The sequence below is a fragment of the Burkholderia orbicola genome, assembly GCF_900100915.1.
Lineage (GTDB): Bacteria > Pseudomonadota > Gammaproteobacteria > Burkholderiales > Burkholderiaceae > Burkholderia > Burkholderia orbicola.
Genome location: NZ_FNKW01000001.1, coordinates 2390622 through 2412959 on the forward strand (window position 1 = coordinate 2390622; position 22338 = coordinate 2412959).

General features: G+C 68.9%; 22 protein-coding genes. 16 read left to right on the plus strand and 6 right to left on the minus strand.

What is annotated here, in order from left to right; translation table 11 throughout:
• The first annotated feature begins 60 nt into the window (after window positions 1-60).
• From BLS50_RS11415 to BLS50_RS11425, 3 genes are all read left to right on the plus strand, one after another.
• On the plus strand, window positions 61-816 hold the full coding sequence (locus tag BLS50_RS11415) for an AzlC family ABC transporter permease (protein ID WP_012329152.1): 756 nt from the start codon (window positions 61-63) through the stop codon (window positions 814-816).
• Entirely contained in the window at window positions 813-1136 is a 324-nt protein-coding gene (locus tag BLS50_RS11420; protein WP_006477942.1) for an AzlD domain-containing protein, read from the plus strand. Before BLS50_RS11415 ends, BLS50_RS11420 begins: the two co-directional genes overlap by 4 nt.
• 280 nt (window positions 1137-1416) lie before the next feature.
• The gene (locus tag BLS50_RS11425; RefSeq protein ID WP_011694387.1) at window positions 1417-2613 is read left to right on the plus strand and encodes a phosphoglycerate kinase; all 1197 of its coding nucleotides are present in this window, start codon (window positions 1417-1419) and stop codon (window positions 2611-2613) included.
• 157 nt (window positions 2614-2770) lie between these two features.
• Here BLS50_RS11425 and BLS50_RS36300 read toward each other — a convergent pair whose 3' ends face one another.
• Entirely contained in the window at window positions 2771-2899 is a 129-nt protein-coding gene (locus BLS50_RS36300) for a hypothetical protein (RefSeq protein WP_023476234.1), read from the minus strand.
• Between BLS50_RS36300 and pyk the strand changes: the two genes are divergently transcribed.
• The 6 genes from pyk (at window position 2898) to BLS50_RS11455 (ending at window position 9706) form a co-directional block, all read left to right on the plus strand.
• Window positions 2898-4334 carry a pyruvate kinase gene (gene pyk / locus BLS50_RS11430; protein WP_011546106.1) on the plus strand — a complete coding sequence of 479 codons (1437 nt, stop codon included), beginning with the start codon at window positions 2898-2900 and terminating at the stop codon, window positions 4332-4334. The genes BLS50_RS36300 and pyk overlap by 2 nt on opposite strands.
• Window positions 4335-4651: 317 nt before the next feature.
• The gene (gene fba / locus BLS50_RS11435) at window positions 4652-5716 is read left to right on the plus strand and encodes a class II fructose-bisphosphate aldolase (protein ID WP_006481730.1); all 1065 of its coding nucleotides are present in this window, start codon (window positions 4652-4654) and stop codon (window positions 5714-5716) included.
• Window positions 5717-5950: 234 nt separating this feature from the next.
• Complete coding sequence (locus BLS50_RS11440; protein ID WP_069233092.1) at window positions 5951-6841, plus strand: phosphoribosylaminoimidazolesuccinocarboxamide synthase; 891 nt, start codon at window positions 5951-5953, stop codon at window positions 6839-6841.
• Window positions 6842-6857: 16 nt separating this feature from the next.
• Entirely contained in the window at window positions 6858-7379 is a 522-nt protein-coding gene (gene purE / locus BLS50_RS11445) for a 5-(carboxyamino)imidazole ribonucleotide mutase (RefSeq protein ID WP_006477946.1), read from the plus strand.
• Between the two features lie 90 nt (window positions 7380-7469).
• The gene (locus BLS50_RS11450) at window positions 7470-8666 is read left to right on the plus strand and encodes a 5-(carboxyamino)imidazole ribonucleotide synthase (RefSeq protein ID WP_074802240.1); all 1197 of its coding nucleotides are present in this window, start codon (window positions 7470-7472) and stop codon (window positions 8664-8666) included.
• Window positions 8667-8677: 11 nt separating this feature from the next.
• Window positions 8678-9706, plus strand: a complete 1029-nt coding sequence (locus BLS50_RS11455) for an L-threonylcarbamoyladenylate synthase (RefSeq protein WP_074802241.1) — start codon at window positions 8678-8680, stop codon at window positions 9704-9706.
• Between the two features lie 98 nt (window positions 9707-9804).
• Here BLS50_RS11455 and BLS50_RS11460 read toward each other — a convergent pair whose 3' ends face one another.
• The 3 genes from BLS50_RS11460 to dacB form a co-directional block, all read right to left on the minus strand.
• Window positions 9805-10944 carry an SGNH/GDSL hydrolase family protein gene (locus BLS50_RS11460; RefSeq protein WP_011546103.1) on the minus strand — a complete coding sequence of 380 codons (1140 nt, stop codon included), beginning with the start codon at window positions 10942-10944 and terminating at the stop codon, window positions 9805-9807.
• Window positions 10945-11039: 95 nt separating this feature from the next.
• A complete protein-coding gene (locus tag BLS50_RS11465) occupies window positions 11040-11954 on the minus strand; it encodes a sterol desaturase family protein (RefSeq protein WP_074802242.1) in 915 nt (304 codons plus the stop codon).
• A gap of 332 nt (window positions 11955-12286) precedes the next feature.
• Window positions 12287-13819: a D-alanyl-D-alanine carboxypeptidase/D-alanyl-D-alanine endopeptidase gene (gene dacB / locus BLS50_RS11470; protein WP_074802243.1), complete on the minus strand. Its 1533-nt coding sequence runs from the start codon at window positions 13817-13819 to the stop codon at window positions 12287-12289.
• 183 nt (window positions 13820-14002) lie between these two features.
• Between dacB and BLS50_RS11475 the strand changes: the two genes are divergently transcribed.
• The 6 genes from BLS50_RS11475 (at window position 14003) to BLS50_RS11500 (ending at window position 19377) form a co-directional block, all read left to right on the plus strand.
• Entirely contained in the window at window positions 14003-14665 is a 663-nt protein-coding gene (locus BLS50_RS11475; RefSeq protein WP_006481728.1) for a response regulator, read from the plus strand.
• Between the two features lie 3 nt (window positions 14666-14668).
• Window positions 14669-16015, plus strand: a complete 1347-nt coding sequence (locus tag BLS50_RS11480) for an ATP-binding protein (RefSeq protein WP_011546100.1) — start codon at window positions 14669-14671, stop codon at window positions 16013-16015.
• 114 nt (window positions 16016-16129) lie between these two features.
• Window positions 16130-17611: a DegQ family serine endoprotease gene (locus tag BLS50_RS11485; RefSeq protein WP_006477953.1), complete on the plus strand. Its 1482-nt coding sequence runs from the start codon at window positions 16130-16132 to the stop codon at window positions 17609-17611.
• 103 nt (window positions 17612-17714) lie between these two features.
• Entirely contained in the window at window positions 17715-18152 is a 438-nt protein-coding gene (locus BLS50_RS11490; protein ID WP_011546098.1) for a carboxypeptidase-like regulatory domain-containing protein, read from the plus strand.
• Between the two features lie 129 nt (window positions 18153-18281).
• Entirely contained in the window at window positions 18282-18641 is a 360-nt protein-coding gene (locus BLS50_RS11495) for a DUF427 domain-containing protein (RefSeq protein ID WP_006477955.1), read from the plus strand.
• A 28-nt stretch (window positions 18642-18669) separates the two neighbouring features.
• Window positions 18670-19377, plus strand: a complete 708-nt coding sequence (locus tag BLS50_RS11500; RefSeq protein ID WP_074802244.1) for a CoxG family protein — start codon at window positions 18670-18672, stop codon at window positions 19375-19377.
• A gap of 58 nt (window positions 19378-19435) precedes the next feature.
• On the opposite strand, the gene BLS50_RS11505 is transcribed toward BLS50_RS11500, so the two are convergent.
• Window positions 19436-20461, minus strand: a complete 1026-nt coding sequence (locus BLS50_RS11505) for a helix-turn-helix domain-containing protein (RefSeq protein WP_074802245.1) — start codon at window positions 20459-20461, stop codon at window positions 19436-19438.
• A gap of 152 nt (window positions 20462-20613) precedes the next feature.
• On the opposite strand from BLS50_RS11505, the gene BLS50_RS11510 reads away from it, so the two are divergent.
• A complete protein-coding gene (locus BLS50_RS11510) occupies window positions 20614-21279 on the plus strand; it encodes a cysteine hydrolase family protein (protein ID WP_074802246.1) in 666 nt (221 codons plus the stop codon).
• A gap of 43 nt (window positions 21280-21322) precedes the next feature.
• Here the strand turns inward: BLS50_RS11510 and BLS50_RS11515 are convergent, their stop codons facing one another.
• Window positions 21323-21964: a TetR family transcriptional regulator gene (locus tag BLS50_RS11515; protein WP_006486802.1), complete on the minus strand. Its 642-nt coding sequence runs from the start codon at window positions 21962-21964 to the stop codon at window positions 21323-21325.
• Window positions 21965-22338: the final 374 nt, after the last annotated feature.

Here is a 22338-nt window from a genome sequence, read left to right on the forward strand (position 1 = left end):
GGTCGCACCGGCAGGAGGCGCCGGCGTCCCGACGAACCGCCCGCTGCGGCCCGCTTTCCGATGCTCGCTCGATTGTCCGCCACCGACCGCTTCGCGCTGATCCAGGGCGCACGCGACTATTCCCCGACACTGATGGCGATCCTGTCCTGGGGGCTCGTCACCGGCATCGCGATGAGCAAGTCCGTGATGACGCTCGGGCAGGCGAGCGCGATGTCGCTGTTCGTCTACGCGGGCTCGTCGCAGCTCGCGGTGCTGCCGCTCCTCGCGGCGAAGCTGCCGATCTGGACCGTGCTGCTCACGGCCGCGATGGTCAACATGCGCTTCGTGATCTTCAGCGCCGGGCTGGCGCCTCATTTTTCCTACCTGCCGCTGTGGCGGCGCCTCGCGATCGGCTATTTCAACGGCGACGTGATCTACCTGCTGTTCCAGAAACAGGGCTTCGCGTACGGCCGCGTGCCGGGCAAGGAAGCGTATTTCTGGGGGATGGCGCTCGCGAGCTGGGCGTCGTGGCAGGTGTCCTCGCTCGCCGGCATCCTGCTCGCGAGCGTCTTTCCCGCGAGCTGGGGGCTGGAACTGGCCGGCACGCTCGCGCTGATCCCGATCATGGTGTCGGCGGTCGCGAACCGCTCGACGCTCGCGGCCGTCGCGGTCGCCGGGATCGTGTCGCTCGTCGCGTTCGACCTGCCGTACCGGCTCGCGCTGCCGATCGCGGTGCTCGCCGCGCTCGCGGCCGGCTGCACGGCCGATTTCTTCGTCGAGCGGGCCGACTGGCGACGCATCCGTACCGAAACCGTGCACGAAAAGGACATGGAATGAGCGCGACCGAGATCTGGATCGTCATCGTCGGGATGACGATCGTCACGGCCGTCACGCGCGCGCTGTTCCTGATCGGCGGCGAGCGCACGGTCTTGCCCGAACGCGCGCAGCGCGCGCTGCGCTACGCGCCGGCCGCCGCGCTGGTCGCCGTCGTGTTGCCCGACGTGCTCGAAACGCCGGCCGGGCTGTCGTTCGCGCTGTCCAACCATCCGTTCTACGCGGCGCTCGCTGGGCTCGGCTGGTTTTTGTGGCGGCGCAGCATGCTCGGCACGATCGTCGTCGGCATGCTCGTGTTCACCGCGCTCCGCCTGATCTTCTGATGGGCCGCCGTTCCGGCCTGGCCGGCGCCGCCCGGTTGCGCGCGCGTATTGCTGCACTGCAGCAATGCGTCCGTGCCGGCGCGCGATCCCAAATAGGCGGAATTCGCCGCCGCACGGGTCAGTCTGCCGGGTGGATCGGCTAGAATGCCCGTTCGAGATTTTTTACCCGTGCGCGTCATGCGAACCGCCAGCCACGGCCGCATCCGGCGCCCTTTCGCGGCAGCCCGCGCACGTCCAGCGTGAACCCCCTTTCCCCATCCACTACTTCAATCTGTTCAACATGAGCCAAGTCAAGCGTCTTACCGACCTGATCGCCGCCGGCCAGCTCGCCGGCAAGCGGGTGTTCATCCGCGCCGACCTGAACGTCCCGCAGGACGATCACGGCAACATCACCGAGGACACCCGCGTGCGCGCGTCCGTGCCGGCCATCCAGGCCGCGCTCGACGCCGGCGCGGCCGTGATGGTCACGTCGCACCTGGGCCGTCCGACCGAAGGCGAATTCAAGCCGGAAGACTCGCTCGCGCCGGTCGCCAAGCGTCTCGCCGAACTGCTCGGCCGTGACGTGCCGCTGGTGTCGAACTGGGTCGAGAACGGCGTGAACGTCGCGCCGGGCCAGGTCGTGCTGCTCGAGAACTGCCGCGTGAACAAGGGCGAGAAGAAGAATTCGGACGAGCTCGCCCAGAAGATGGCGAAGCTCTGCGACGTGTACGTGAACGACGCGTTCGGCACCGCGCACCGCGCGGAAGCGACCACCCACGGGATCGCGAAATACGCGCCCATCGCGTGCGCGGGCCCGCTGCTGGCGGCCGAACTCGACGCGCTCGGCAAGGCGCTCGGCAACCCGGCCCGCCCGCTGGTGGCGATCGTCGCCGGCTCGAAGGTGTCGACCAAGCTGACCATCCTGAAGTCGCTGGCCGGCAAGGTCGACCAGCTGATCGTCGGCGGCGGCATCGCGAACACGTTCATGCTCGCGGCCGGCCTGTCGATCGGCAAGTCGCTCGCGGAAGCCGATCTCGTCGCCGAGGCGAAGGCGATCATCGACGAAGCGCGCGAGCGCGGCGCGTCGGTGCCGATCCCGACCGACGTCGTGACGGCCAAGGAATTCTCGCCGACGGCCGCGGCCACGGTGAAGCAGGTCGCCGACATCGAAGCGGACGACATGATCCTCGACATCGGCCCCGATACGGCCAAGGCACTCGCGAGCCAGCTCGAGAAGGCCGGCACGATCGTGTGGAACGGCCCGGTCGGCGTGTTCGAGTTCGACCAGTTCGGCAACGGCACCAAGACGCTCGCCGAAGCGATCGCCAAATCGTCCGCGTTCTCGATCGCGGGCGGCGGCGACACGCTCGCGGCCATCGCGAAGTACGGCATCCACGACCAGGTCAGCTACATCTCGACGGGCGGCGGCGCCTTCCTCGAGTTCCTCGAGGGGAAGAAGCTGCCGGCGGTGGAAGTGCTCGAAACGCGGGCGGCCTGAGCGTGGCGGCGCGCGCAGGGGTGACGAAGGCCGCGCGCTCCGCGAAAGCGGAGCAGCCGGCCGGCGCGGGCAAGCGCAAACGCGCGCCCGCGCGGGCGAACACCGCCCCGCGCGCACCGGCGGCCGCCGGCGACGCGGCCGTGCAGCACCACGAATTTCAGAACAAAGCGATGCCGGGCGCCAGCACCGGCACGCTCCCCGGAGCGGCGGCCGCTGGGCCTGCCGCTTCCGGCTCTCGCAGCGTTTCACCCAGCGCATCCACCTTGATCCAGATGAGGAGTTTCATGCAGCGCGCCACCAAGATAGTCGCCACGATCGGCCCGGCATCCAGTTCGCCGGAGATTCTGCTGCAGATGATGCAGGCGGGCCTCGACGTCGTGCGGCTCAATTTTTCGCACGGCACGGCCGACGATCACCGCCAGCGCGCCGAAATGGTGCGTGAGGCCGCCCGCAAGGTCGGGCGCGAGATCGCGATCATGGCCGACCTCCAGGGCCCGAAGATCCGCGTCGGCAAGTTCGAGAACGGCAAGACCACGCTCGTGCCGGGGCAGCCGTTCATCCTCGATGCGGGCTGCGAACTCGGCAACGACGAGCGCGTCGGCCTCGACTACAAGGAGCTGCCGCGCGACCTGAAGCCGGGCGACCTGCTGCTGCTGAACGACGGCCTGATCGTGCTGACCGTCGAGCGCGTGCTCGGCGACGAGATTCACACGACCGTCAAGGTGGGCGGCGAGCTGTCGAACAACAAGGGGATCAACCGCCAGGGCGGCGGCCTGTCGGCGCCGGCGCTGACCGCGAAGGACATGGAAGACATCCGGACCGCGATGTCGCTCGGCGCGGACCTCGTCGCGGTGTCGTTCCCGAAGAATGCGACCGACATGGAAATGGCGCGCCAGCTCGCGAATATCGCGGGCGCGCCGTACGGCATCAAGCCGAAGATGATCGCGAAGATCGAGCGCGCGGAGGCGATTCCGGCGCTGCAGAGCATCCTCGACGCGTCCGACGGCATCATGGTCGCGCGCGGCGATCTCGCGGTGGAAGTGGGCAACGCGGCCGTGCCGGCGCTGCAGAAGCGGATGATCCGGATGGCGCGCGAGTCGAACAAGCTCGTGATCACCGCGACGCAGATGATGGAATCGATGATCTACGCGCCGGTGCCGACCCGTGCGGAAGTATCGGACGTCGCGAACGCGGTGCTCGACGGCACCGACGCGGTGATGCTGTCGGCCGAGACGGCCGCCGGCAAGTATCCGGTCGTCACGATCGAGACGATGGCGGCCGTGTGCGTCGAGGCGGAAAAGTCGGAAGAAGTCGAGCTGGACAAGGATTTCCTCGACCGCACGTTCACGCGGATCGACCAGTCGATCGCGATGGGCGCGCTGTTCACCGCGTACCACCTGGGCGCGAAGGCGATCATCGCGCTGACCGAGTCGGGCGCGACCGCGCTGTGGATGTCGCGTCACTACACGCACGTGCCGATCTTCGCGCTGACGCCGCGCGTCGGCAGCGAGCGCACGATGGCGCTGTACCGCAACGTGACGCCGCTGCACGTCGACTTCAACAGCGACCGCGACTCGGCGCTGCAGGCGGCGCTCGAGATCGTCGTCAAGCAGGGTTACGTGCAGCATGGCGACATGGTCGTGCTGACCGTCGGCGAGCCGATGGGGCAGGCGGGCGGCACCAACACGCTGAAGATCGTGCGGGTCGGCGAGCACTATTGAGCGCCTGCTGAGCCGCATCGAGCCGGCCCGGTGGCCGGCAGCCCGGATCGGCCGAAGCCGATCCGTCACTGTTTTTTGCGCAAAAGCCGCGCGGGGTCCGAAGCCCCGCGCGGCTTTTTTTCTCCTTTTTGGCCGCATTGTGCCGTGCGAACGTAACAAATTGCGAGCGGGGCCCTCCGGGCGGTCGGAATCGGAGGCGCTTCGCGATAAAATGCGGCTATTCGACGCTCAGCCGCGCCGCGCCGTCCCGGTTCAGAGGGAAGCGAGCGCCGCGCCGGCGTCAGGGCGCACCGGTTTTCATTCCAAGGAGTTCCACAATGCCTCTCGTATCAATGCGTCAATTGCTGGACCACGCGGCAGAGCACGGTTACGGCCTGCCGGCCTTCAACGTGAACAACCTGGAGCAGGTCCAGGCGATCATGGCGGCGGCGGATCAGGTCGGCGCGCCCGTGATCATGCAGGCATCGGCCGGCGCGCGTAAGTATGCGGGCGAGCCGTTCCTGCGCCACCTGATCGAAGCGGCGGTCGAATCGTATCCGCACATCCCGGTCGTGATGCACCAGGATCACGGCCAGTCGCCGGCCGTCTGTACGGCCGCGATCCGCAGCGGCTTCACGAGCGTGATGATGGACGGTTCGCTCGAAGCCGACGGCAAGACGGTCGCATCCTACGAGTACAACGTCGACGTATCGCGCAAGGTCGTCGAGATGGCGCACTCGATCGGCGTGACGGTCGAAGCCGAACTCGGCGTGCTCGGCTCGCTCGAGACGATGAAGGGCGACAAGGAAGACGGCCACGGCGCGGAAGGCACGATGACCCGCGAGCAGCTGCTGACCGATCCGGAGCAGGCCGCCGACTTCGTGAAGCTCACGCAGTGCGACGCGCTCGCGATCGCGATCGGTACGTCGCACGGCGCGTACAAGTTTTCGAAGAAGCCGACGGGCGACATCCTGTCGATCCAGCGCATCAAGGAAATCCACGCGCGCATCCCGAACACGCACCTGGTGATGCACGGTTCGTCGTCGGTGCCGCAGGAGCTGCTGGCCGAGATCCGCGAATTCGGCGGCGACATGAAGGAAACCTACGGCGTGCCGGTCGAGGAAATCCAGGAAGGCATCAAGCACGGCGTGCGCAAGATCAACATCGACACCGACCTGCGTCTGGCGATCACCGGCGCGATCCGCCGCTACCTGTTCGAGAACCCGGGCAAGTTCGATCCGCGCGACTACCTGAAGCCCGCGCGCGAAGCCGCGAAGAAGGTGTGCGTCGACCGTTACCTCGCGTTCGGCTGCGAAGGCCAGGCCGGCAAGATCAAGCCGGTGTCGCTCGACAAGATCGCCGAGCAGTACAAGTCGGGCGCGCTCGCACAGGTCGTCCGCTGAGACTGTAGTACGATTTGCCCCGCCCGGTTCTGCCGCCGGGCACGGGCTGGCCGCCCGGTTGGCCGGATTCGATCCGGCCCCGGCAGCCGTTTCGTCCGGCCGAACAAGGGCCGGCCGGCAGCCGCCCGGGCGTTGCGCCCGCCGGTTTGCCGACGTATTGCAAGACCGCCGTTCCCGCCTGCCGCGGGGAACGGCGTTTCCCTTTTTGTTTGGCTCCTTATCTGCGAAAAGACGATGTCTACCCTTTACGAATCCACGCTCCGCTCGCTGCCGCTCCTCGGTCGCGGCAAGGTTCGCGATAACTACGCGGTCGGCAACGACAAGCTCCTGATCGTCACGACCGATCGCCTGTCGGCCTTCGACGTGGTGATGGGCGAGCCGATTCCGAACAAGGGCCGCGTGCTGAACCAGATGGCGAACTTCTGGTTCGACAAGCTCGCGCACATCGTGCCGAACCACCTGACGGGCGACGCGCCGGAAGCGGTCGTCGCGGCCGACGAGGTCGAGCAGGTGAAGGGCCGCGGCGTGGTCGTCAAGCGCCTCGAGCCGATCATGATCGAAGCGGTCGTGCGCGGCTACCTGGCCGGCAGCGGCTGGAAGGAATACCAGGCGTCGGGCGCCGTGTGCGGCGTGCAGCTGCCGGCAGGCCTGCAGAACGCGCAGAAGCTGCCCGAGCCGATCTTCACGCCGGCCGCGAAGGCCGAGATGGGCGAGCACGACGAGAACATCACGTTCGAGGAAACCGAGCGCCGCATCGGCACCGAGCTGGCCGCGACGATCCGCGACATCTCGATCAAGCTGTACAAGGAAGCGGCCGACTACGCGGCGACGCGCGGCATCATCATCGCCGACACGAAGTTCGAATTCGGCCTCGACAACCACGGCAAGCTGTACCTGATGGACGAAGTGCTGACCGCCGATTCGTCGCGCTTCTGGCCGGCCGACCAGTACGAAGTGGGCACCAACCCGCCGTCGTTCGACAAGCAGTTCGTGCGCGACTGGCTCGAGACGCAGCCGTGGGGCAAGACCGCGCCGGCGCCGGCGCTGCCGGCCGACGTCGTCGAGAAGACGGCCGCGAAGTACCAGGAAGCGCTCGAGCGCATCACCGGCCAGTCGCTCGCCTGATCGAGGTACCGACGACATGAGCGAAATCCAGACTGCCCACACGCACAGCGCGCCGCTCATCGGCGTGCTGATGGGTTCGAGTTCCGACTGGGACGTGATGAAGCACGCGGTCGCCATCCTGCAGGAATTCGGCGTGCCGTACGAAGCGAAGGTCGTGTCCGCGCACCGGATGCCCGACGAGATGTTCGACTATGCGGAGAAGGCGCGCGAGCGCGGGCTGCGCGCGATCATCGCGGGCGCCGGCGGCGCCGCGCACCTGCCCGGCATGCTGGCTGCGAAGACCACGGTGCCCGTGCTCGGCGTGCCGGTCGCGAGCAAGTACCTGAAGGGTGTCGATTCGCTGCACTCGATCGTGCAGATGCCGAAGGGCGTGCCGGTCGCGACGTTCGCGATCGGCGAGGCCGGCGCCGCGAATGCCGCGTTGTTCGCGGTGTCGATCTTGTCCGGCAACTCGGTCGACTATGCGAACCGGCTCGCCGCGTTCCGCGTGCGCCAGAACGAAGCCGCGCACGCGATGGTGCTGCCGCCGCTGGAATGACGGCATGGCGCGCGGCCGCACGACGCGGCCGGCGCCGGATTTTCCCACTGCGGCGGGCCGTTCCGCGTTCCGCCGCGACCGACCACTGACATGACCGCAACTCCTGATTCCGTTTCCCCGATCCTGCCCGGCGCGTGGCTGGGCATGGTCGGCGGTGGCCAGCTCGGCCGCATGTTCTGCTTTGCCGCCCAGTCGATGGGCTATCGCGTCGCCGTGCTCGATCCCGATCCGACGAGCCCCGCCGGCGCGGTTGCCGATCGGCACCTGCGCGCGGCGTACGACGACGAAGCCGCGCTCGCCGAACTGGCCGACCTGTGCGAGGCCGTATCGACGGAGTTCGAGAACGTGCCGGCCGCGAGCCTCGATTTCCTCGCGCGCACGACGTTCGTCGCGCCGGCCGGCCGCTGCGTCGCGGTCGCGCAGGATCGCATCGCGGAGAAGCGTTTCATCGAGGCGTCGGGCGTGCCGGTCGCGCCGCACGTCGTGATCGAATCGGCGGCGGCGCTCGCCGCGCTCGACGATGCGGCGCTTACCGCGGTGCTGCCGGGCATCCTGAAGACGGCCCGCCTCGGTTACGACGGCAAGGGCCAGGTGCGCGTCGCCACCCCGCAGGAAGCGCGCGACGCGCATGCCGCGCTCGGCGGCGTGCCGTGCGTGCTGGAGAAGCGCCTGCCGCTGAAATACGAAGTGTCGGCGCTGATCGCGCGCGGCGCGGACGGCCGCTCGGCCGCGTTCCCGCTCGCGCAGAACGTGCACCACAACGGCATCCTCGCGCTGACGGTCGTGCCGGCGCCGGCCGCCGATGCGGCCCGCGTCGAGGAAGCGCAGCAGGCGGCGATCCGGATCGCCGATACGCTCGGCTACGTCGGCGTGCTGTGCGTCGAGTTCTTCGTGCTGGAGGACGGCTCGTTCGTCGCGAACGAAATGGCGCCGCGCCCGCACAACTCCGGCCACTACACGGTCGATGCGTGCGCAACGAGCCAGTTCGAGCAGCAGGTGCGCGCGATGACGCGCATGCCGCTCGGCAATCCGCGCCAGCATTCGCCGGCCGCGATGCTGAACATCCTCGGCGACGTGTGGTTCCCGAACGGTGCGGCGGCTGACGCCGTCACGCCGCCGTGGGACACGGTCGCCGCGATGCCGGCCGCCCACCTGCACCTGTACGGCAAGGAAGAAGCGCGCGTCGGCCGCAAGATGGGCCACGTGAACTTCACGGCCGAGACGCGCGACGAAGCCGTCGCGGCGGCCACCGCATGCGCGCAGCTGCTGCGCGTGCCGCTCGACTGAGGCGCGGGCCGATGTCCATCGACCTCCCGACGCACGTGACGCCCGCGCAAATCGACGCGGCCGCCGCGCTGCTCGACGCGGGCCAGCTCGTCGCGTTTCCGACCGAAACCGTCTACGGGCTCGGCGGCGATGCAGCGAACCCCGAGGCCGTCGCGCGCATTTACGCGGCGAAGGGGCGGCCCGCGAATCATCCGGTGATCGTGCATCTGCCGCCCGGCGGCGATCCGGGTTACTGGGCCGACGACTTGCCGGCCGACGCGCACGCGCTGATCGAGGCATTCTGGCCGGGGCCGCTCACGCTGATCCTGAAGCGCCACGCGCGCATTCCGGATGCCGTGAGCGGCGGGCAGGATTCGGTCGGGCTGCGCTGTCCGTCGCATCCGGTCGCGCAGGCGCTGCTGGCCGCGTTCAGCGCGCGGCGCGGCGGCCACGGCGGCGTGGCCGCGCCGTCCGCGAACCGGTTCGGCCACGTGAGCCCGACGACCGCGCAACACGTGCGCGACGAATTCGGCGATACCGTGCACGTGCTCGACGGTGGCGCATCCGAAGTCGGCATCGAATCGACGATTCTCGACCTGTCGCGCGGTTTCCCGGCGCTGCTGCGCCCGGGCCACGTGACGCCGCGGCAGATCGCCGACGTGCTCGGCCGCGCGCCGAAGCTGCCGGACGGCAGCGATGCGACCGCACCGCGCGCATCTGGCACGCTGAAAGCGCATTACGCGCCGCGTACGCCGCTCGCGCTGTTGCCGTTCGACGCGCTCGAGCCATTGCTCGTGGCCGCGCAAACCGACGGCGAACGCGTCGCGCTCGTCGCCCGCGCGTCGCGGGCTGGGCACTGGGCGCAGGCCGACGGCGTGCATTTCATCGCGGCGCCGGAAGATCCGCAGGCCTATGCGCGCGACCTGTACGGGATGCTGCGGGCGCTCGACCGCGCGCAGGTCGCGCGCATCCTCGTCGAGAAGCTGCCCGAGACCGTCGAATGGATCGCGGTCAACGATCGCCTCGGCCGCGCGGCGGCCGCATTCGAAGCGCGCGACTGACGCATCGATCCGCATCCGTTCACATCCATCCGCACCAACGAAAAACGCCCGACCGGCGAACCGGTCGGGCGTTTTCGTTTGGGCGCGTCGCCGGCGGCTTACTTGCCGACGCCGGACTTCGCGATCTGCTGCTGGACGTACTGCGCGAACAGCGCATGCAGGTGCGTCGTCGGGTGGACCGTGTCGGCGAACATGTAGGTCTGGTCCGCGTTCGCGACCGTGTAGGTCTGCGGCGAGCAGAACAGCGACGAGCCGAACGCGGTCGCGTTCGCGACGCCGTACTGCGTGGCGGCCTGGACCATCGCCTTCAGGTTGCAGGCGGTGTCGGTATTCGACACGCTGAAGCCGTTCGCCTGGTAGTTGGCCGCGATGCCGTCCTGCCACGTGAACGCATCGACCACCACATACTTCGTCGGGTCGACCTTCAGCGCGGCGAGCGTGCCGACCAGCGTCTTGTTGAACAGCCCCGACAGTTGCGTGAACGCGGCCTGCGTGCCGCCCTGCAGCGCGAGCGGCGTGCCGCCGATGTCCGGCACGTTCGAGACGAACACGTGCGTCGCGCCTGCCGCGACGATCTGCTGGACGATCCCGCCGAGCTGCTGCGCGGCCAGGCCGATCGCCTGTGCGGCCGCGAGTTGCGCGGCCGGCGTGTTGCCTTGCGCCTGCGCGACCTGGGCCTGGTAGAAGATGTCGTTCGCGCCGCCGTTGATCAGCACGATCTGGCCGGCGTTGAAGCTGCCGTGCTGCGTCAGGTACTGCTTGACCTGGTCCGCGATCGGCGTGGTGGTCGCCTGTGCGTAGTCGGGGTTCGGCACGCTGGCGTCCGCATGGCCGATGCCCGGCTGCAGCGTCACGCGCGAGCCGCCCTGCGCGTAGCCGAGGCCGCCGGTGGCCTGCAGCGGAATGCCGAAGCCGCCCTGGTTCGCGGGCTGCAGCGTGTCGCCGTAGTACTGCGCGACGTCCTGCGTCCAGACCTGGCCCGGGTTGGTCGTGAAGCGGCCGCCGCCGAAGCCGAGCTTGATCTGCGAGTAGGTGCCGACGTCGGACAGGCTGTCGCCGAACGACACGACCTGCATCTTCACGCCCGACGGCGGCGTGTTCGACGCGCTACTGCCGTTGTTGTCGTCACCGCCGCCGCATGCAGCGAGCAGCGCGAGCGCGGCGCCGGCGATCGCGACCTGCGCGGTGCGCAGCATGCGCAGCCGGCTGCGGGAAGGTGCGTGTTGTTGTGTCTGCATCGTTCGATCTCCTCGTAGATATGGCCTGATGTGTTTCTCATCTGCCGCGTGCCTGCTCGGTTCCGGGCTGCGCGGCGGCCGTTGGCTGAAACGGTTTATCGATCGCGCGCAGCCGCCAGCGGCTCGGTGCGCGGATCCTGGTTCGCGGCCTCGGCAATCTGCGCATGATAAGCGCTCGCCCATTCGGGCGGGCCGAAAATCGCGCGCAGCTTGTTGCGCCATCCGTCGACGCGCAACGCGTCGGACGCCATCGACACCCACTCGTGGAACGTCGCGACAAACGGGTTGTTCGAGCCGAGCCGCTCGACGATGCCGTACTGCGGCGGATCGTCGGGCGTTTCCTCGACATAGCTGCCGAACAGACGATCCCAGATCACCAGGACGCCTGCGTAATTACGATCGATGTAGCGTGCGTTGCGCGCATGGTGCGCACGGTGGATCGACGGCGTGTTGAGCACGTATTCGACCCAGCCGAGCTTGCCGATCGCCTGCGTGTGCACGAAGAACTGGAACGCGAGGTTGATCAGCACGATGCCGACGACCTGTTGCGGCGGAAAGCCGGCGAACGCGAGCGGCAGCCAGAACAGCCACATGCCGGCGACCGGGTACATCAGGCTCTGGCGGAAGGCGGTCGAGAAATTCATCCGCTCGGACGAGTGGTGCACGACGTGCGCGGCCCACAGCCAGCGCACGCGATGGCTCGCGCGATGGAATACGTAGTAGAGGAAGTCCTGCGCGACGAACAGCACCGCGAACGACAGCCAGCCGTCGTGCCACGTGTAGACGCGATAGTGCCGGTAGCAGTACGCATAGACGGGAATCACGAACAGCCACGCGAGCTTGTCGGCGCCCTGGTGCATCAGCGCGAGCGCCGCGTTGCACAGCGTGTCGCGCCACGCATAGATGCGGTCCTGCGCACGGGTGCGGGCGAGGTGCCAGGCCTCCCACGCGATGCAGAGCAGGAAGACGGGCGCCAGCGCGAGCAGAAGCAATTCGACGTCGAATCGCATGGGCGTGTGTCTCCTTCGTTCCCCTGCAAGCCATCAGGCCGGGCGTGTGGCCCGTTGTAGATATCGTCAGGCCAACAGCCTACGCAATCGCTACGCGCTAGGCGAGGGGGCAGCGTAGAGGGTTCCCTCTGAGGACAGGGTTTCTACGGAATCCGTACTGCACGGGGCCGGGCGGTGCGGCCCTGTTTTGCGGGAAGGGTGCGCGCGCGGCGCGGCGCGCGAAAGTGATGGGGGCGTTTCAAACCGCGCGGCGCGGGATTTCGCGGGCGGCGCGGGCGGGGAGCCGCACGGGCCGCCTTGCCGGGACGGCCCGATGCGCGGTGCGCGGACCGTCAGTGCGCGCCCGCGTAGACCCACTCGAGCAGCGTGTCGTGCGCGGCGCGCGCGCCTTCCGCGTGATCGTTGTTGATGAAGCTGACGACGATGTAGCTCTGGCCGTCGGCGCCGGCGACGTAGCCGGCGATCGCGCGCACGTCGCGCAGCGTGCCGGTCTTGATGTGCGCGTTGCCGAGCACGCCCGCGTTGGTGAGGCGGTTCTTCATCGTGCCGTCGATGCCGGCGATCGGCAGCGAATCGACGAACGCCTGCGCGACGGGGCTCGCGTTCGCGGCCTGCAGCAGCGCGGCGAGCGACAGCGCGCTCACGTGCTCTTCGCGCGACAGCCCCGAGCCGTTCTCGATCACGAGGTCGGGCATTGCGATGCCGTTCTTCTGCAGGAACGCCTGGATCGCGCGGCTCGACTGCTCGGGTGTCGCGGGCGGCTTGCCGCTGACCGCGCCGATCGTCAGGAACAGGTTGCGCGCCATCACGTTGTTGCTGAACTTGTTGATGTCGTAGACGATGCTGCCGAGCACCGGGCTGTGATGCACGGCGAGCGGCCGCGCGGTGGTCGGCACCTTGCCTTCGCTCACGGGCCCCGCGATCGTGCCGCCGTCCTGCTGCCACAGCGCGAGGAAGCCGCGCGCGAAGAAGGTCGTGTGATCGAGGATCGCGAGGTTGGTCGTGTGCGCGCCGCAGCGCAGCGGGTAGTCGCCGGCGAACGACGCGGTCATGATCCCGCCGCCGGCCGTGAGCGTCGGGCGCGCTGCCGCGGCGGCCGCGCTGCAGGAGCCCGAGCCTTCGACGAGCTGGTTGTCGATCGACAGATCCGCGAGCGGCGGCAGCACGTCGACGGCGACCTTGCCGTCCTCGCCCGGCGTGACCGTGAACGACACGGCCTTGAACGCGTAGAGCAGCGGATCGGGGCCGACGTTGTACGGCGCGCTGGCGTCGTCGTCGAACGACGGCAGGTCGCGCGTCGACGCCGCGAAATAGCTCTTGTCGAGCACGAGGCCGCCGGCCACGCGCTTGACGCCGGCCTTGCGCAGCTTGTCGACGAGGTCGATCAGCTCCTCGGGCACGAGCTTCGGATCGCCGGTGCCCTTGATGTACAGGTTGCCCTGCAGCGTGCCGTCGGGGTCGATCGTGCCGTCCGTGTACGCGGTGGTGCGCCAGCGGTAGTCGGGGCCGAGGATCGACAGGCCCGAGAAGGTCGTCACGAGTTTCATCGTCGAGGCCGGCAGCATCGGCCGGCTCGCATTCCATGCGATCAGCGGTTGCGGATCGCCGACGCGCTCGACCACGACGCTCATCGCCGATGCCGGCACCTTCGCGCGCTGCAGCGCGACGAGCACGGAGGCCGGCAGCCCGGCCGCGCGCGCGGCGGGCGACACGACGGCGGTCTTGCGCGCTTCCTTGTGGGATTTCTTGCGGGCCTGCGCGGGCGGCGCGAACGCGAGGGCCGTGCAGGTGGCGATGACGGCGGCCGCCCGCAGGCAGGCGCGGGCGCGAGGGGCGAACCGGGCGGAAAGATCGGAAATCGGCATGGGCGAATACGGGAAAAGCAGGGGCTCGGGCAGGACGCGCGGGGGCGCCGAAGCGCACATTGTAGAGACAAGTCGGGGCAGGCCCCTTGCAATCCGCCTTACTGTTGCATTGCACGCCGCGCACGCGATTCGCGGCGCTACAATGGTCGCCGTGTTTGACTCGCCCCATGGATGCGTGGCCCGATGCGGATTCTGCTTGTCGAAGATGATCGAATGATTGCCGAGGGCGTGCGCAAGGCGCTGCGCTCGGATGGCTTTGCGGTCGACTGGGTGCAGGACGGCGACGCCGCGCTCACCGCGCTCGGCGGCGAGACGTATGATCTGCTGCTGCTCGATCTCGGTCTGCCGAAGCGCGACGGCATCGACGTGCTGCGCACGCTGCGCGGGCGCGGGCTCGCGCTGCCGGTGCTGATCGTCACCGCGCGCGACGCGGTCGCCGATCGCGTGAAGGGGCTCGACGCGGGCGCCGACGACTACCTCGTCAAGCCGTTCGATCTCGACGAGCTGGGCGCGCGGATGCGCGCGCTGATCCGCCGCCAGGCCGGGCGCAGCGAGTCGCTGATCCGCCACGGCGCGCTGACGCTTGATCCCGCGTCGCACCAGGTGACGCTCGACGGCGCGCCCGTCGCGCTGTCCGCACGCGAGTTCGCGCTGCTCGAGGCGCTGCTCGCGCGGCCGGGCGCGGTGCTGTCGAAGAGCCAGCTCGAGGAGAAGATGTACGGCTGGGGCGAGGAGATCGGCAGCAACACGGTCGAGGTCTACATCCACGCGCTGCGCAAGAAGCTCGGCTCGGACCTGATCCGCAACGTGCGCGGGCTCGGCTACATGGTCGTCAAGGAAAGCTGACGCGTGCGGTCGATTCGTCATCAATTGCTGATCTGGCTGCTCGCGATCGTTGTCGCGGGCGTGGGCATGGCGGGCTGGCTCATCTACCGGCAGGCGCTCGCGGAAGCGAACGAGCTGTTCGACTACCAGTTGCAGGAAATCGCCGCGGCGCTGCCGTCCGAACCGTTCTCGCAGGTGTTCGGCTCGCGCACCAACGGCGACGAAGGCATCGTGATCCAGATCTGGAACCGCAACGGCGTGCTGATGTACTTCTCGCATCCGCGCGCGCCGATCGCGCCGCGCGCGGAGCTCGGCTTCTCGACCGAGCGCACCGATCGCGGTGAATGGCGCGTGTACGGGGCGATCGTCGGCGACAACGTCGTGCAGCTCGCGCAGCCGCTGTCGGTGCGCAACCGGCTGGCGGCGAACGTCGCGCTGCGCACGCTGTGGCCGCTGATCGTGCTGCTGCCGTTCCTCGGCGCGGCCGTGTGGGGAATCGTCGGGCGCGGGCTCGCGCCGCTCGGCCGCGTGACGCGCGCGGTCGAGGCGCGCCGGCCGGAAGCGCTCGATTCGCTGCCCGACGCGCGCCTGCCGCTCGAGGTGCAGCCGCTCGTGCGGGCGCTGAACGGGCTGCTCGCGCGGCTGGCGGCGGCGCTCGACACGCAGAAGGCGTTCGTCGCCGATGCCGCGCACGAGTTGCGCACGCCGCTCGCGGCCGTGCAGATCCAGGCGCAGCTCGTCGCCCGCGCGAAGGACGACGCATCGCGCCGCGAGGCGATCGCGGATCTCCAGGACGGCGTGTCGCGCGCGACGCGTCTCACCGAGCAACTGCTCGCGCTCGCGCGCGCCGAGCCGGACGGCGCGACGATGCGCGAACCGGTCGACCTGCAGGCGCTGCTCGCCGAATGCGTGGCCGCGCATGCGCCGCTCGCGCAGCGGCACGACATCGATCTCGGCTTCGAGGAAACGCGCGCGGCGAGCGTCGTCGCGGACGTCGGCGCGCTGCGCGTGATGTTCGGCAACCTGCTCGACAACGCGGTGAAGTACACGCCGGACGGCGGCCGCATCGACGTGTCGCTGACGCGCGACGCGGCCGGCCGCGCGTGCGTGCAGATCGCCGACAGCGGGCCGGGCATTCCGGCCGACGAGCGCGAGCGCGTGTTCGACCGCTTCTATCGCGACAGCTCGGCGCGGGCACGCACCGACGTGTCGGGCAGCGGGCTCGGACTCGCGATCGTCAAGCGCGTGGCGGCGCAGCAGGGCGCGACGGTGTCGCTCGGCGATGCAGCCGCGGGCGGCCTGCTCGTCAGCGTCGTGTTCCGCGATGCCGAGATGCCGGCCCCGGCCCCGCAGCCTTCCGAATCTGCTTGAAGGGGCGGTGTGCCGGCCGGATGCCGGCAGCCGCTTAAGCCCCGCTTAAGGCTGATTAAGCCTCCTTTAAGTCAGGGTCGTTACGCTGCGTCCTAACAACGAGGAGGTCCTACGATGAACACCCGATTCCTTGCGCGCGGCACCGTCGCGGTCGCCGTGGCGGCCGCCCTGTCGGCAGGCTATTTCGCCGGTACCCGCCGCGCCGATCCGCAGATCATCACGCCCGCGCAGGCCGCGATGATGCCGGCCGAAGCCGCGGCCAAGACCGGCATTCCCGATTTCTCCGGGCTCGTCGAGACGTACGGCCCGGCGGTCGTGAACATCAGCGCGAAGCACGTCGTGAAGCAGGTGTCGCGGCGCGCGCCGCAGCCGCAACTGCCGATCGATCCGAGCGACCCGTTCTACCAGTTCTTCAAGCACTTCTACGGCCAGGTGCCGGGCATGGGCGGCGACGCGCAGCCGGACGACCAGCCGAGCGCGAGCCTCGGGTCGGGCTTCATCGTCAGCGCCGACGGGTACATCCTCACCAATGCGCACGTGATCGACGGCGCGAACGTCGTCACGGTCAAGCTGACCGACAAGCGCGAATACAAGGCGAAGGTCGTCGGCTCCGACAAGCAGTCCGACGTCGCCGTGCTGAAGATCGACGCGAGCGGCCTGCCGACCGTGAAGATCGGCGACCCGGCGCAGAGCAAGGTCGGCCAGTGGGTCGTCGCGATCGGCTCGCCGTACGGCTTCGACAACACGGTCACGTCGGGCATCATCAGCGCGAAGTCGCGCGCGCTGCCGGACGAGAACTACACGCCGTTCATCCAGACCGACGTGCCGGTGAACCCCGGCAACTCGGGCGGCCCGCTGTTCAACCTGCAGGGCGAGGTGATCGGCATCAACTCGATGATCTACTCGCAGACGGGCGGCTTCCAGGGCCTGTCGTTCGCGATCCCGATCAACGAGGCGATCAAGGTGAAGGACGAGCTCGTGAAGACGGGCCACGTGAGCCGCGGCCGTCTCGGCGTGGCCGTGCAGGGGCTGAACCAGACGCTCGCGAGCTCGTTCGGGCTGCAGAAGCCGGACGGCGCGCTCGTCAGCTCGGTCGACCCCAACGGCCCGGCCGCGAAGGCCGGGCTGCAGCCGGGCGACGTGATCCTGTCGGTCAACGGTTCGCCGGTCGCCGATTCGACGTCGCTGCCCGCGCAGATCGCGAACCTGAAGCCGGGTTCGAAGGCCGACCTGCAGATCTGGCGCGACAAGTCGAAGAAGTCGATCAGCGTGACGCTCGGCGCGATGGCCGATGCGAAGCTCGCGTCGAACGACGGCGGGCCGGTGGAGCAGGGGCGCCTGGGTGTCGCGGTGCGGCCGCTGTCGCCTCAGGAGCGCACCGCCGACAACCTGTCGCACGGGCTGATCGTGCAGCAGGCCGGCGGGCCGGCCGCCAACGCGGGCATCCAGCCGGGCGACGTGATTCTCGCGGTCAACGGCCGCCCGGTCACGAGCCCCGAGCAGTTGCGCGACGCGGTGAAGGGCGCGGGCAACAGTCTTGCTCTGCTGATCCAGCGCGATAATGCACAGATCTTCGTGCCGGTCGACCTGAGCTGACCGGCCACGGCCGACGGCCGGCCTGACCGGCCGCGGCGGGCGCCGCCGCCGTTCGATTGGCGACGCCGCGCCCCGTATGTGTTCCGACCCCAAGGAGAGAGCCATGCAATATCTACGCAACGTGTCCCGATTTGCCGTCGCCGCGGCGCTGACCGCCGGCCTCGCAGCCGGTGCGACCGGCGCGTACGCGCAGTCGGACGGCTTGCCGGCCGCGCGCCAGCAAGGCGACGTCACCTTCGTGTCCGGCGGCGTCGGGCAGGACGAATCGACGGCGTTCCAGCGCAGCGAGTCGCAGTGGCCGCTGGCGCTGCGCTTCACCGGCAAGGGCGGCGAGTTCCTGGCCGACGTGCATGTCCGGATCGTCGACGGCAAGGGCGCCGAAGTGCTGAAAACCGATGCGCGCGGGCCGTACATGCTCGTGAAGGTGCCGCCGGGGCGCTATACGGTGCATGCGTCGTACCAGGGCAGCGACGAATCGCGCGCCGTCACGGTCGGCGCGAAGGGCGGCGCGAAAGCCGCGTTCCAGTGGAGTGCGCAGTAGCCCGCCGCGTGCGGCCGGGCCCCCGGTCGCGCAATCGGACGAAGTTTCGCCCATAATGAAAGCCACGGCATGCGTGCCGTGGCTTTTTCGTTTCCTGCCCCGGCCAGGCGGCCGCCCGAAGGAGAAACGATGTCCGATGCAGCCGACCCTCGACTCGAAATCGTGCCGAACCGTCATCGCGTGCGCGTGATCCATCGCGGCATCACCTATGCCGATTCGCACGGTGCGCTGACCGTGCGCGAGGCGGGACTCCCGGACATCCATTACCTGCCGCGCGGCGACGTCAACATGCGCCGGCTCGTGAAATCGGGCGTCACGACGGCCTGCCCGTTCAGGGGGCAGGCCGTGCATTTCGACTTGCAGACGGAAGACGGCGTGATCGAAAACGCCGCATGGAGTTACGAAGAACCGAAGGAGGCGGCGGCCGTGCTTGCGCACTACGTCGCGTTCGATGTCGCACGGGTCGACAGTCTCGTCGAGACGTCCTGATGCGGCGCGCGTTCATCGGGGAGGCGTCATGGAACTGAACGACACGTTACGCGTACCGCTCGCGCCAACTGTCGTGCGGGATGCGCTGGAGGATCTCGCGCTGCTGCGGGCGAGTTTCGACCATTGCGAATCGTTCGTGAAACTCGCGCACGGCGAGTTCGCGTTGACCATCACGGTGCCGCTCGGCCCGCTGCGCGCCCGCTACGACGTGCGCGCGCATGCGGCCGCCGAGCAGGGCGACGCCGAAGGTCAGCCGCGCCGCGTGCTCAACTTCAAGGCGCGGGCCGACGGCCTCGGCGCGCTGCGCGGCCAGGTCGAACTCGTGCTGATGCCGGACGACGACGCGAGCGCCACGCGAATCGAGTACGTGGTCTGGGCGACGGCGAGCGGGCCGCTCGCCGAACTGCCGGGGCGGCAGATCGACAATGCGCTGCGCGAATGGACCGACACGTTCTTCCGCGAGTTCTGCGCGGTCGTGCAGGCGAAACACGGTCTCGCGCCGAATCGCGCGAGCGCCGCCGCGCCGCGCCGCCAGCATGTATTTCTGCGGCCGGCGTCGCTGGTGGCCGCGACGAAGCGTTCGCTGCCGCATCATCTCGGCGGCGCGCTGAGCGGACGTGCCGCGAGCGCGCTCCCGCATCGCGATTCCGGCACGGTGCCCGTGTGGGCCTGGGCGGCGATGATCGTGTTCGTCGCGCTGCTGCTTTACGCGGCGCGCTGGATCAACGGCGGCTGATCGGCGATCGGCCGCCCGGTTCCGCTTCCCGGCCTGTTCGCGGCCCGCACGGCAGGCGTCATTGCGCCGCGTCGGCACCCACTCCGGCGCCGCGAAATTCCCTTCGATACGCAGACGGCGACGTGCCGAGCGCGCCCGCGAAATGCTGGCGCAGCGACACGCTTGAGCCGTAGCCGGCCGCCTGCGCGATCGCGTCGATCGATTGTCCGGTGGTTTCGAGCAGATGCTGCGCGCGCGCGAGCCGCTCGGCCTGCAGCCATGCGGTGACGGTCGTGCCCGTCGCCTGGCGGAAGTGGCGCGTGAACGTGCGCCGGCTCATGAGCACGCGTTCGGCGAGCGAATCGACGCTGTGCGCGGCGTCGAGATGGGCGCGCACCCAGTCGAGCAACCCCGCGAGCCGCGCATCGCGCGGATGCGCGGCAACCGGCTGCGGTACGTACTGGGCCTGTCCGCCCTGACGGTGCGGCGGGATCACGAGGCGGCGCGCGATCCGGTTCGCGGCGTCCGAGCCGAAGCGCCGCCGCACGACGTGCAGGCAGCAGTCGAGGCCTGCCGCCGTGCCGGCCGACGTCATCAGGTTGCCGTCGTTCACGTACAGCACGTCGGGATCGAGTTTCACGCGCGGAAAGCGCCGGGCGAAATCGTCGGCCCACGCCCAGTGCGTGGTGGCCGGGCGGCCGTCGAGCAGGCCGGCCGCGGCGAGCACGTAGGCGCCGAGGCACAGGCCGACGAGCTCCGCGCCGCGCGCGGCGACCGCGCGGACCGCATCGAGCAGCGCGTCGGGCGGCACTTCGTCCGGGTCCCGCCAGGAAGGCACGATGACGATGTCTGCATCGTCGAGCGCATCGAGCCCGTACGGTGCGGTGATCGTGAAGCCACCCGTCGTCGCGAGCGGGCCGCGCTCGGCCGAGCAGACGCGGAACTCGAACGCGGGCGACGCGGCCGCGTCGCGTTCCTTGCCGAACACGACCGACGGCACCGACAAGTGGAACGGGCTGATGCCGTCGTACGCGATCACGGCGACGACGGTCGGAACGGACGGGGCGGATGGGGTGGATGGCGTGAACGGGGCGGTGGCGAGCATGACGGGCTCCGGCAAGGCGATGGCCCGATTCTATCGAAGAATGGCTATCGGGCCACTATCGGCACAAGCCGCCCGGCTCGACAATGCATCCCATCGCACTGCTGGCCGCCCCGCTCCGGGGCGGGGCAGCGCCTCCCGACCAGGAGCCCGCCATGTCGACCGCCGTTCCGCATTCCACTTCCCGTCCTGTTGCCCGCCGTGCACTGATCGTGATCGACGTGCAGAACGAATACGTGACGGGCAACCTGCCGATCGAATATCCGCCGCTCGACGTGTCGCTCGCGAACATCGGCCGCGCGATCGACGCCGCGCACGCGGCCGGCGTGCCGGTGATCGTGGTTCAGCATGTCGCGCCGGCCGGCGCGCCGATCTTCGCGCCCGGTAGCGATGGCGTTGCGCTGCACGCGGTGGTGGCCAGCCGGCCGTACGCGCACCTGATCGAGAAGGCGCAGGCGAGCTCGTTCGCCGGCACCAATCTCGCCGCGTGGCTCGACGCGCATGGAATCGACACGCTCGCGGTGGCCGGCTACATGACGCACAATTGCAATGCGTCGACGGTCTATCACGCGGCGCATGCGGGGCTGAAGGTCGAATACCTGAACGACGCGACGGGCGCGCTGCCTTACGAGAACGAAGCGGGAGCGGTAAGCGCCGAAGAGATTCACCGCGCGTATGGCGTGGTGTTCCAGTCGAATTTCGCGGCGGTGATGTCGACCGACACGTGGATCGCGGGACTGGCCGGCGCGCCGATGCCGGCGCGCGATTCGGTGGCCGCATCGAACCGGCGGGCCCGCGCGCAGCGCGCGAAGGCGGCCTGACGCGGCACGGTGACGGCGGCGGGGCGCGCCATGCGCCGGGTGGTCAGTCGCGATCCTTCAGCATCGCCGGGCTGTAGCGCAGCATGTCGAAGCAGCCGTCAACGAGTTTTTCCGCATGCTGCTCGGCGTCGATCTCGTCGGGCAGCATCAGCATGTCGCGCACGAACCCGCTGACGAGCGTGTGCAGCATCAGCGTCGCGCGCCACGTGTCGAGCCGCTCGGGCAGCAGCTTGAGCCCCACGGCCACCGCGAGATCGGCGTCGATCATGTGCAGCGCCTCGCTCATCCCCGCACGGTTGCGCTGCAGCAGCGGCTCCATGTCCGCGACGTATTCGCACTTCATGAACAGGATGCTGAACACGCGGCGCAGCTGCGGGTCGCGCTGCACGCCGAGCAGGCACCAGATCAGGATCTGGCGCACCTTCTCGAGCGGATTGCCGCCCGGCGCGTCGAGCGGCATCCGTTTCAGTTCGTCGATCGGCAGGAACACGCGGTCGAACATCGCATCGAACAGTTCGCTCTTGTTCGCGAAATGCCAGTAGATCGCGCCGCGCGTCACGCCGGCGTGCTGGGCGATGTCCGCGAGCGACGTGTGCGACACGCCTTTCTCGAAGAACACGTGTTCGGCGGCGTCGAGAATGCGATTGCGCGTCTCGAGCGCCTCCTCCTTGGTACGTCTGACCATGTGCAGGCCTGATTGGATCGATCTTGAGTGAATATGGGGTCCGCAACCCCTCGTCGCCGTCATGCAGACAGGCTATGCTTGCTGCGGGTAACAATCTGTAAGACTGGACCGCGGGCGGAATACAAACGGGCTTTTTACATACATTCGTGAATGTATATACAATACCACCCTACGATCGAATGACCCAAGTGGCAATCAGTTAATATCCCACTCTGCTGATTCCCGCCCTAGTACCAGTCCGCAGTTCGCGGCATCCCCGTCGGCACGGAGGTCTCGTGCCGACGTGCTGTATCTGGCAGTCCAGTAATTCAGGTGTTCGATCAGCGCCGCGAGGCGCATCCGTGTTGCGCTCGGGTCGGGCGCGGCACTTATTC

What these genes read in the sequence shown, in the direction of transcription:
- BLS50_RS11415 (WP_012329152.1), top strand. Translation starts at nt 61, where the DNA reads ATGCTCGCTCGATTGTCCGCCACCGACCGCTTCGCGCTGATCCAGGGC.
- BLS50_RS11420 (WP_006477942.1), top strand. Translation starts at nt 813, where the DNA reads ATGAGCGCGACCGAGATCTGGATCGTCATCGTCGGGATGACGATCGTC.
- BLS50_RS11425 (WP_011694387.1), top strand. Translation starts at nt 1,417, where the DNA reads ATGAGCCAAGTCAAGCGTCTTACCGACCTGATCGCCGCCGGCCAGCTC.
- pyk (WP_011546106.1), top strand. Translation starts at nt 2,898, where the DNA reads ATGCAGCGCGCCACCAAGATAGTCGCCACGATCGGCCCGGCATCCAGT.
- BLS50_RS36300 (WP_023476234.1), bottom strand. Translation starts at nt 2,899, where the DNA reads ATGAAACTCCTCATCTGGATCAAGGTGGATGCGCTGGGTGAAACGCTG.
- fba (WP_006481730.1), top strand. Translation starts at nt 4,652, where the DNA reads ATGCCTCTCGTATCAATGCGTCAATTGCTGGACCACGCGGCAGAGCAC.
- BLS50_RS11440 (WP_069233092.1), top strand. Translation starts at nt 5,951, where the DNA reads ATGTCTACCCTTTACGAATCCACGCTCCGCTCGCTGCCGCTCCTCGGT.
- purE (WP_006477946.1), top strand. Translation starts at nt 6,858, where the DNA reads ATGAGCGAAATCCAGACTGCCCACACGCACAGCGCGCCGCTCATCGGC.
- BLS50_RS11450 (WP_074802240.1), top strand. Translation starts at nt 7,470, where the DNA reads ATGACCGCAACTCCTGATTCCGTTTCCCCGATCCTGCCCGGCGCGTGG.
- BLS50_RS11455 (WP_074802241.1), top strand. Translation starts at nt 8,678, where the DNA reads ATGTCCATCGACCTCCCGACGCACGTGACGCCCGCGCAAATCGACGCG.
- BLS50_RS11460 (WP_011546103.1), bottom strand. Translation starts at nt 10,944, where the DNA reads ATGCAGACACAACAACACGCACCTTCCCGCAGCCGGCTGCGCATGCTG.
- BLS50_RS11465 (WP_074802242.1), bottom strand. Translation starts at nt 11,954, where the DNA reads ATGCGATTCGACGTCGAATTGCTTCTGCTCGCGCTGGCGCCCGTCTTC.
- dacB (WP_074802243.1), bottom strand. Translation starts at nt 13,819, where the DNA reads ATGCCGATTTCCGATCTTTCCGCCCGGTTCGCCCCTCGCGCCCGCGCC.
- BLS50_RS11475 (WP_006481728.1), top strand. Translation starts at nt 14,003, where the DNA reads ATGCGGATTCTGCTTGTCGAAGATGATCGAATGATTGCCGAGGGCGTG.
- BLS50_RS11485 (WP_006477953.1), top strand. Translation starts at nt 16,130, where the DNA reads ATGAACACCCGATTCCTTGCGCGCGGCACCGTCGCGGTCGCCGTGGCG.
- BLS50_RS11490 (WP_011546098.1), top strand. Translation starts at nt 17,715, where the DNA reads ATGCAATATCTACGCAACGTGTCCCGATTTGCCGTCGCCGCGGCGCTG.
- BLS50_RS11495 (WP_006477955.1), top strand. Translation starts at nt 18,282, where the DNA reads ATGTCCGATGCAGCCGACCCTCGACTCGAAATCGTGCCGAACCGTCAT.
- BLS50_RS11500 (WP_074802244.1), top strand. Translation starts at nt 18,670, where the DNA reads ATGGAACTGAACGACACGTTACGCGTACCGCTCGCGCCAACTGTCGTG.
- BLS50_RS11505 (WP_074802245.1), bottom strand. Translation starts at nt 20,461, where the DNA reads ATGCTCGCCACCGCCCCGTTCACGCCATCCACCCCATCCGCCCCGTCC.
- BLS50_RS11510 (WP_074802246.1), top strand. Translation starts at nt 20,614, where the DNA reads ATGTCGACCGCCGTTCCGCATTCCACTTCCCGTCCTGTTGCCCGCCGT.
- BLS50_RS11515 (WP_006486802.1), bottom strand. Translation starts at nt 21,964, where the DNA reads ATGGTCAGACGTACCAAGGAGGAGGCGCTCGAGACGCGCAATCGCATT.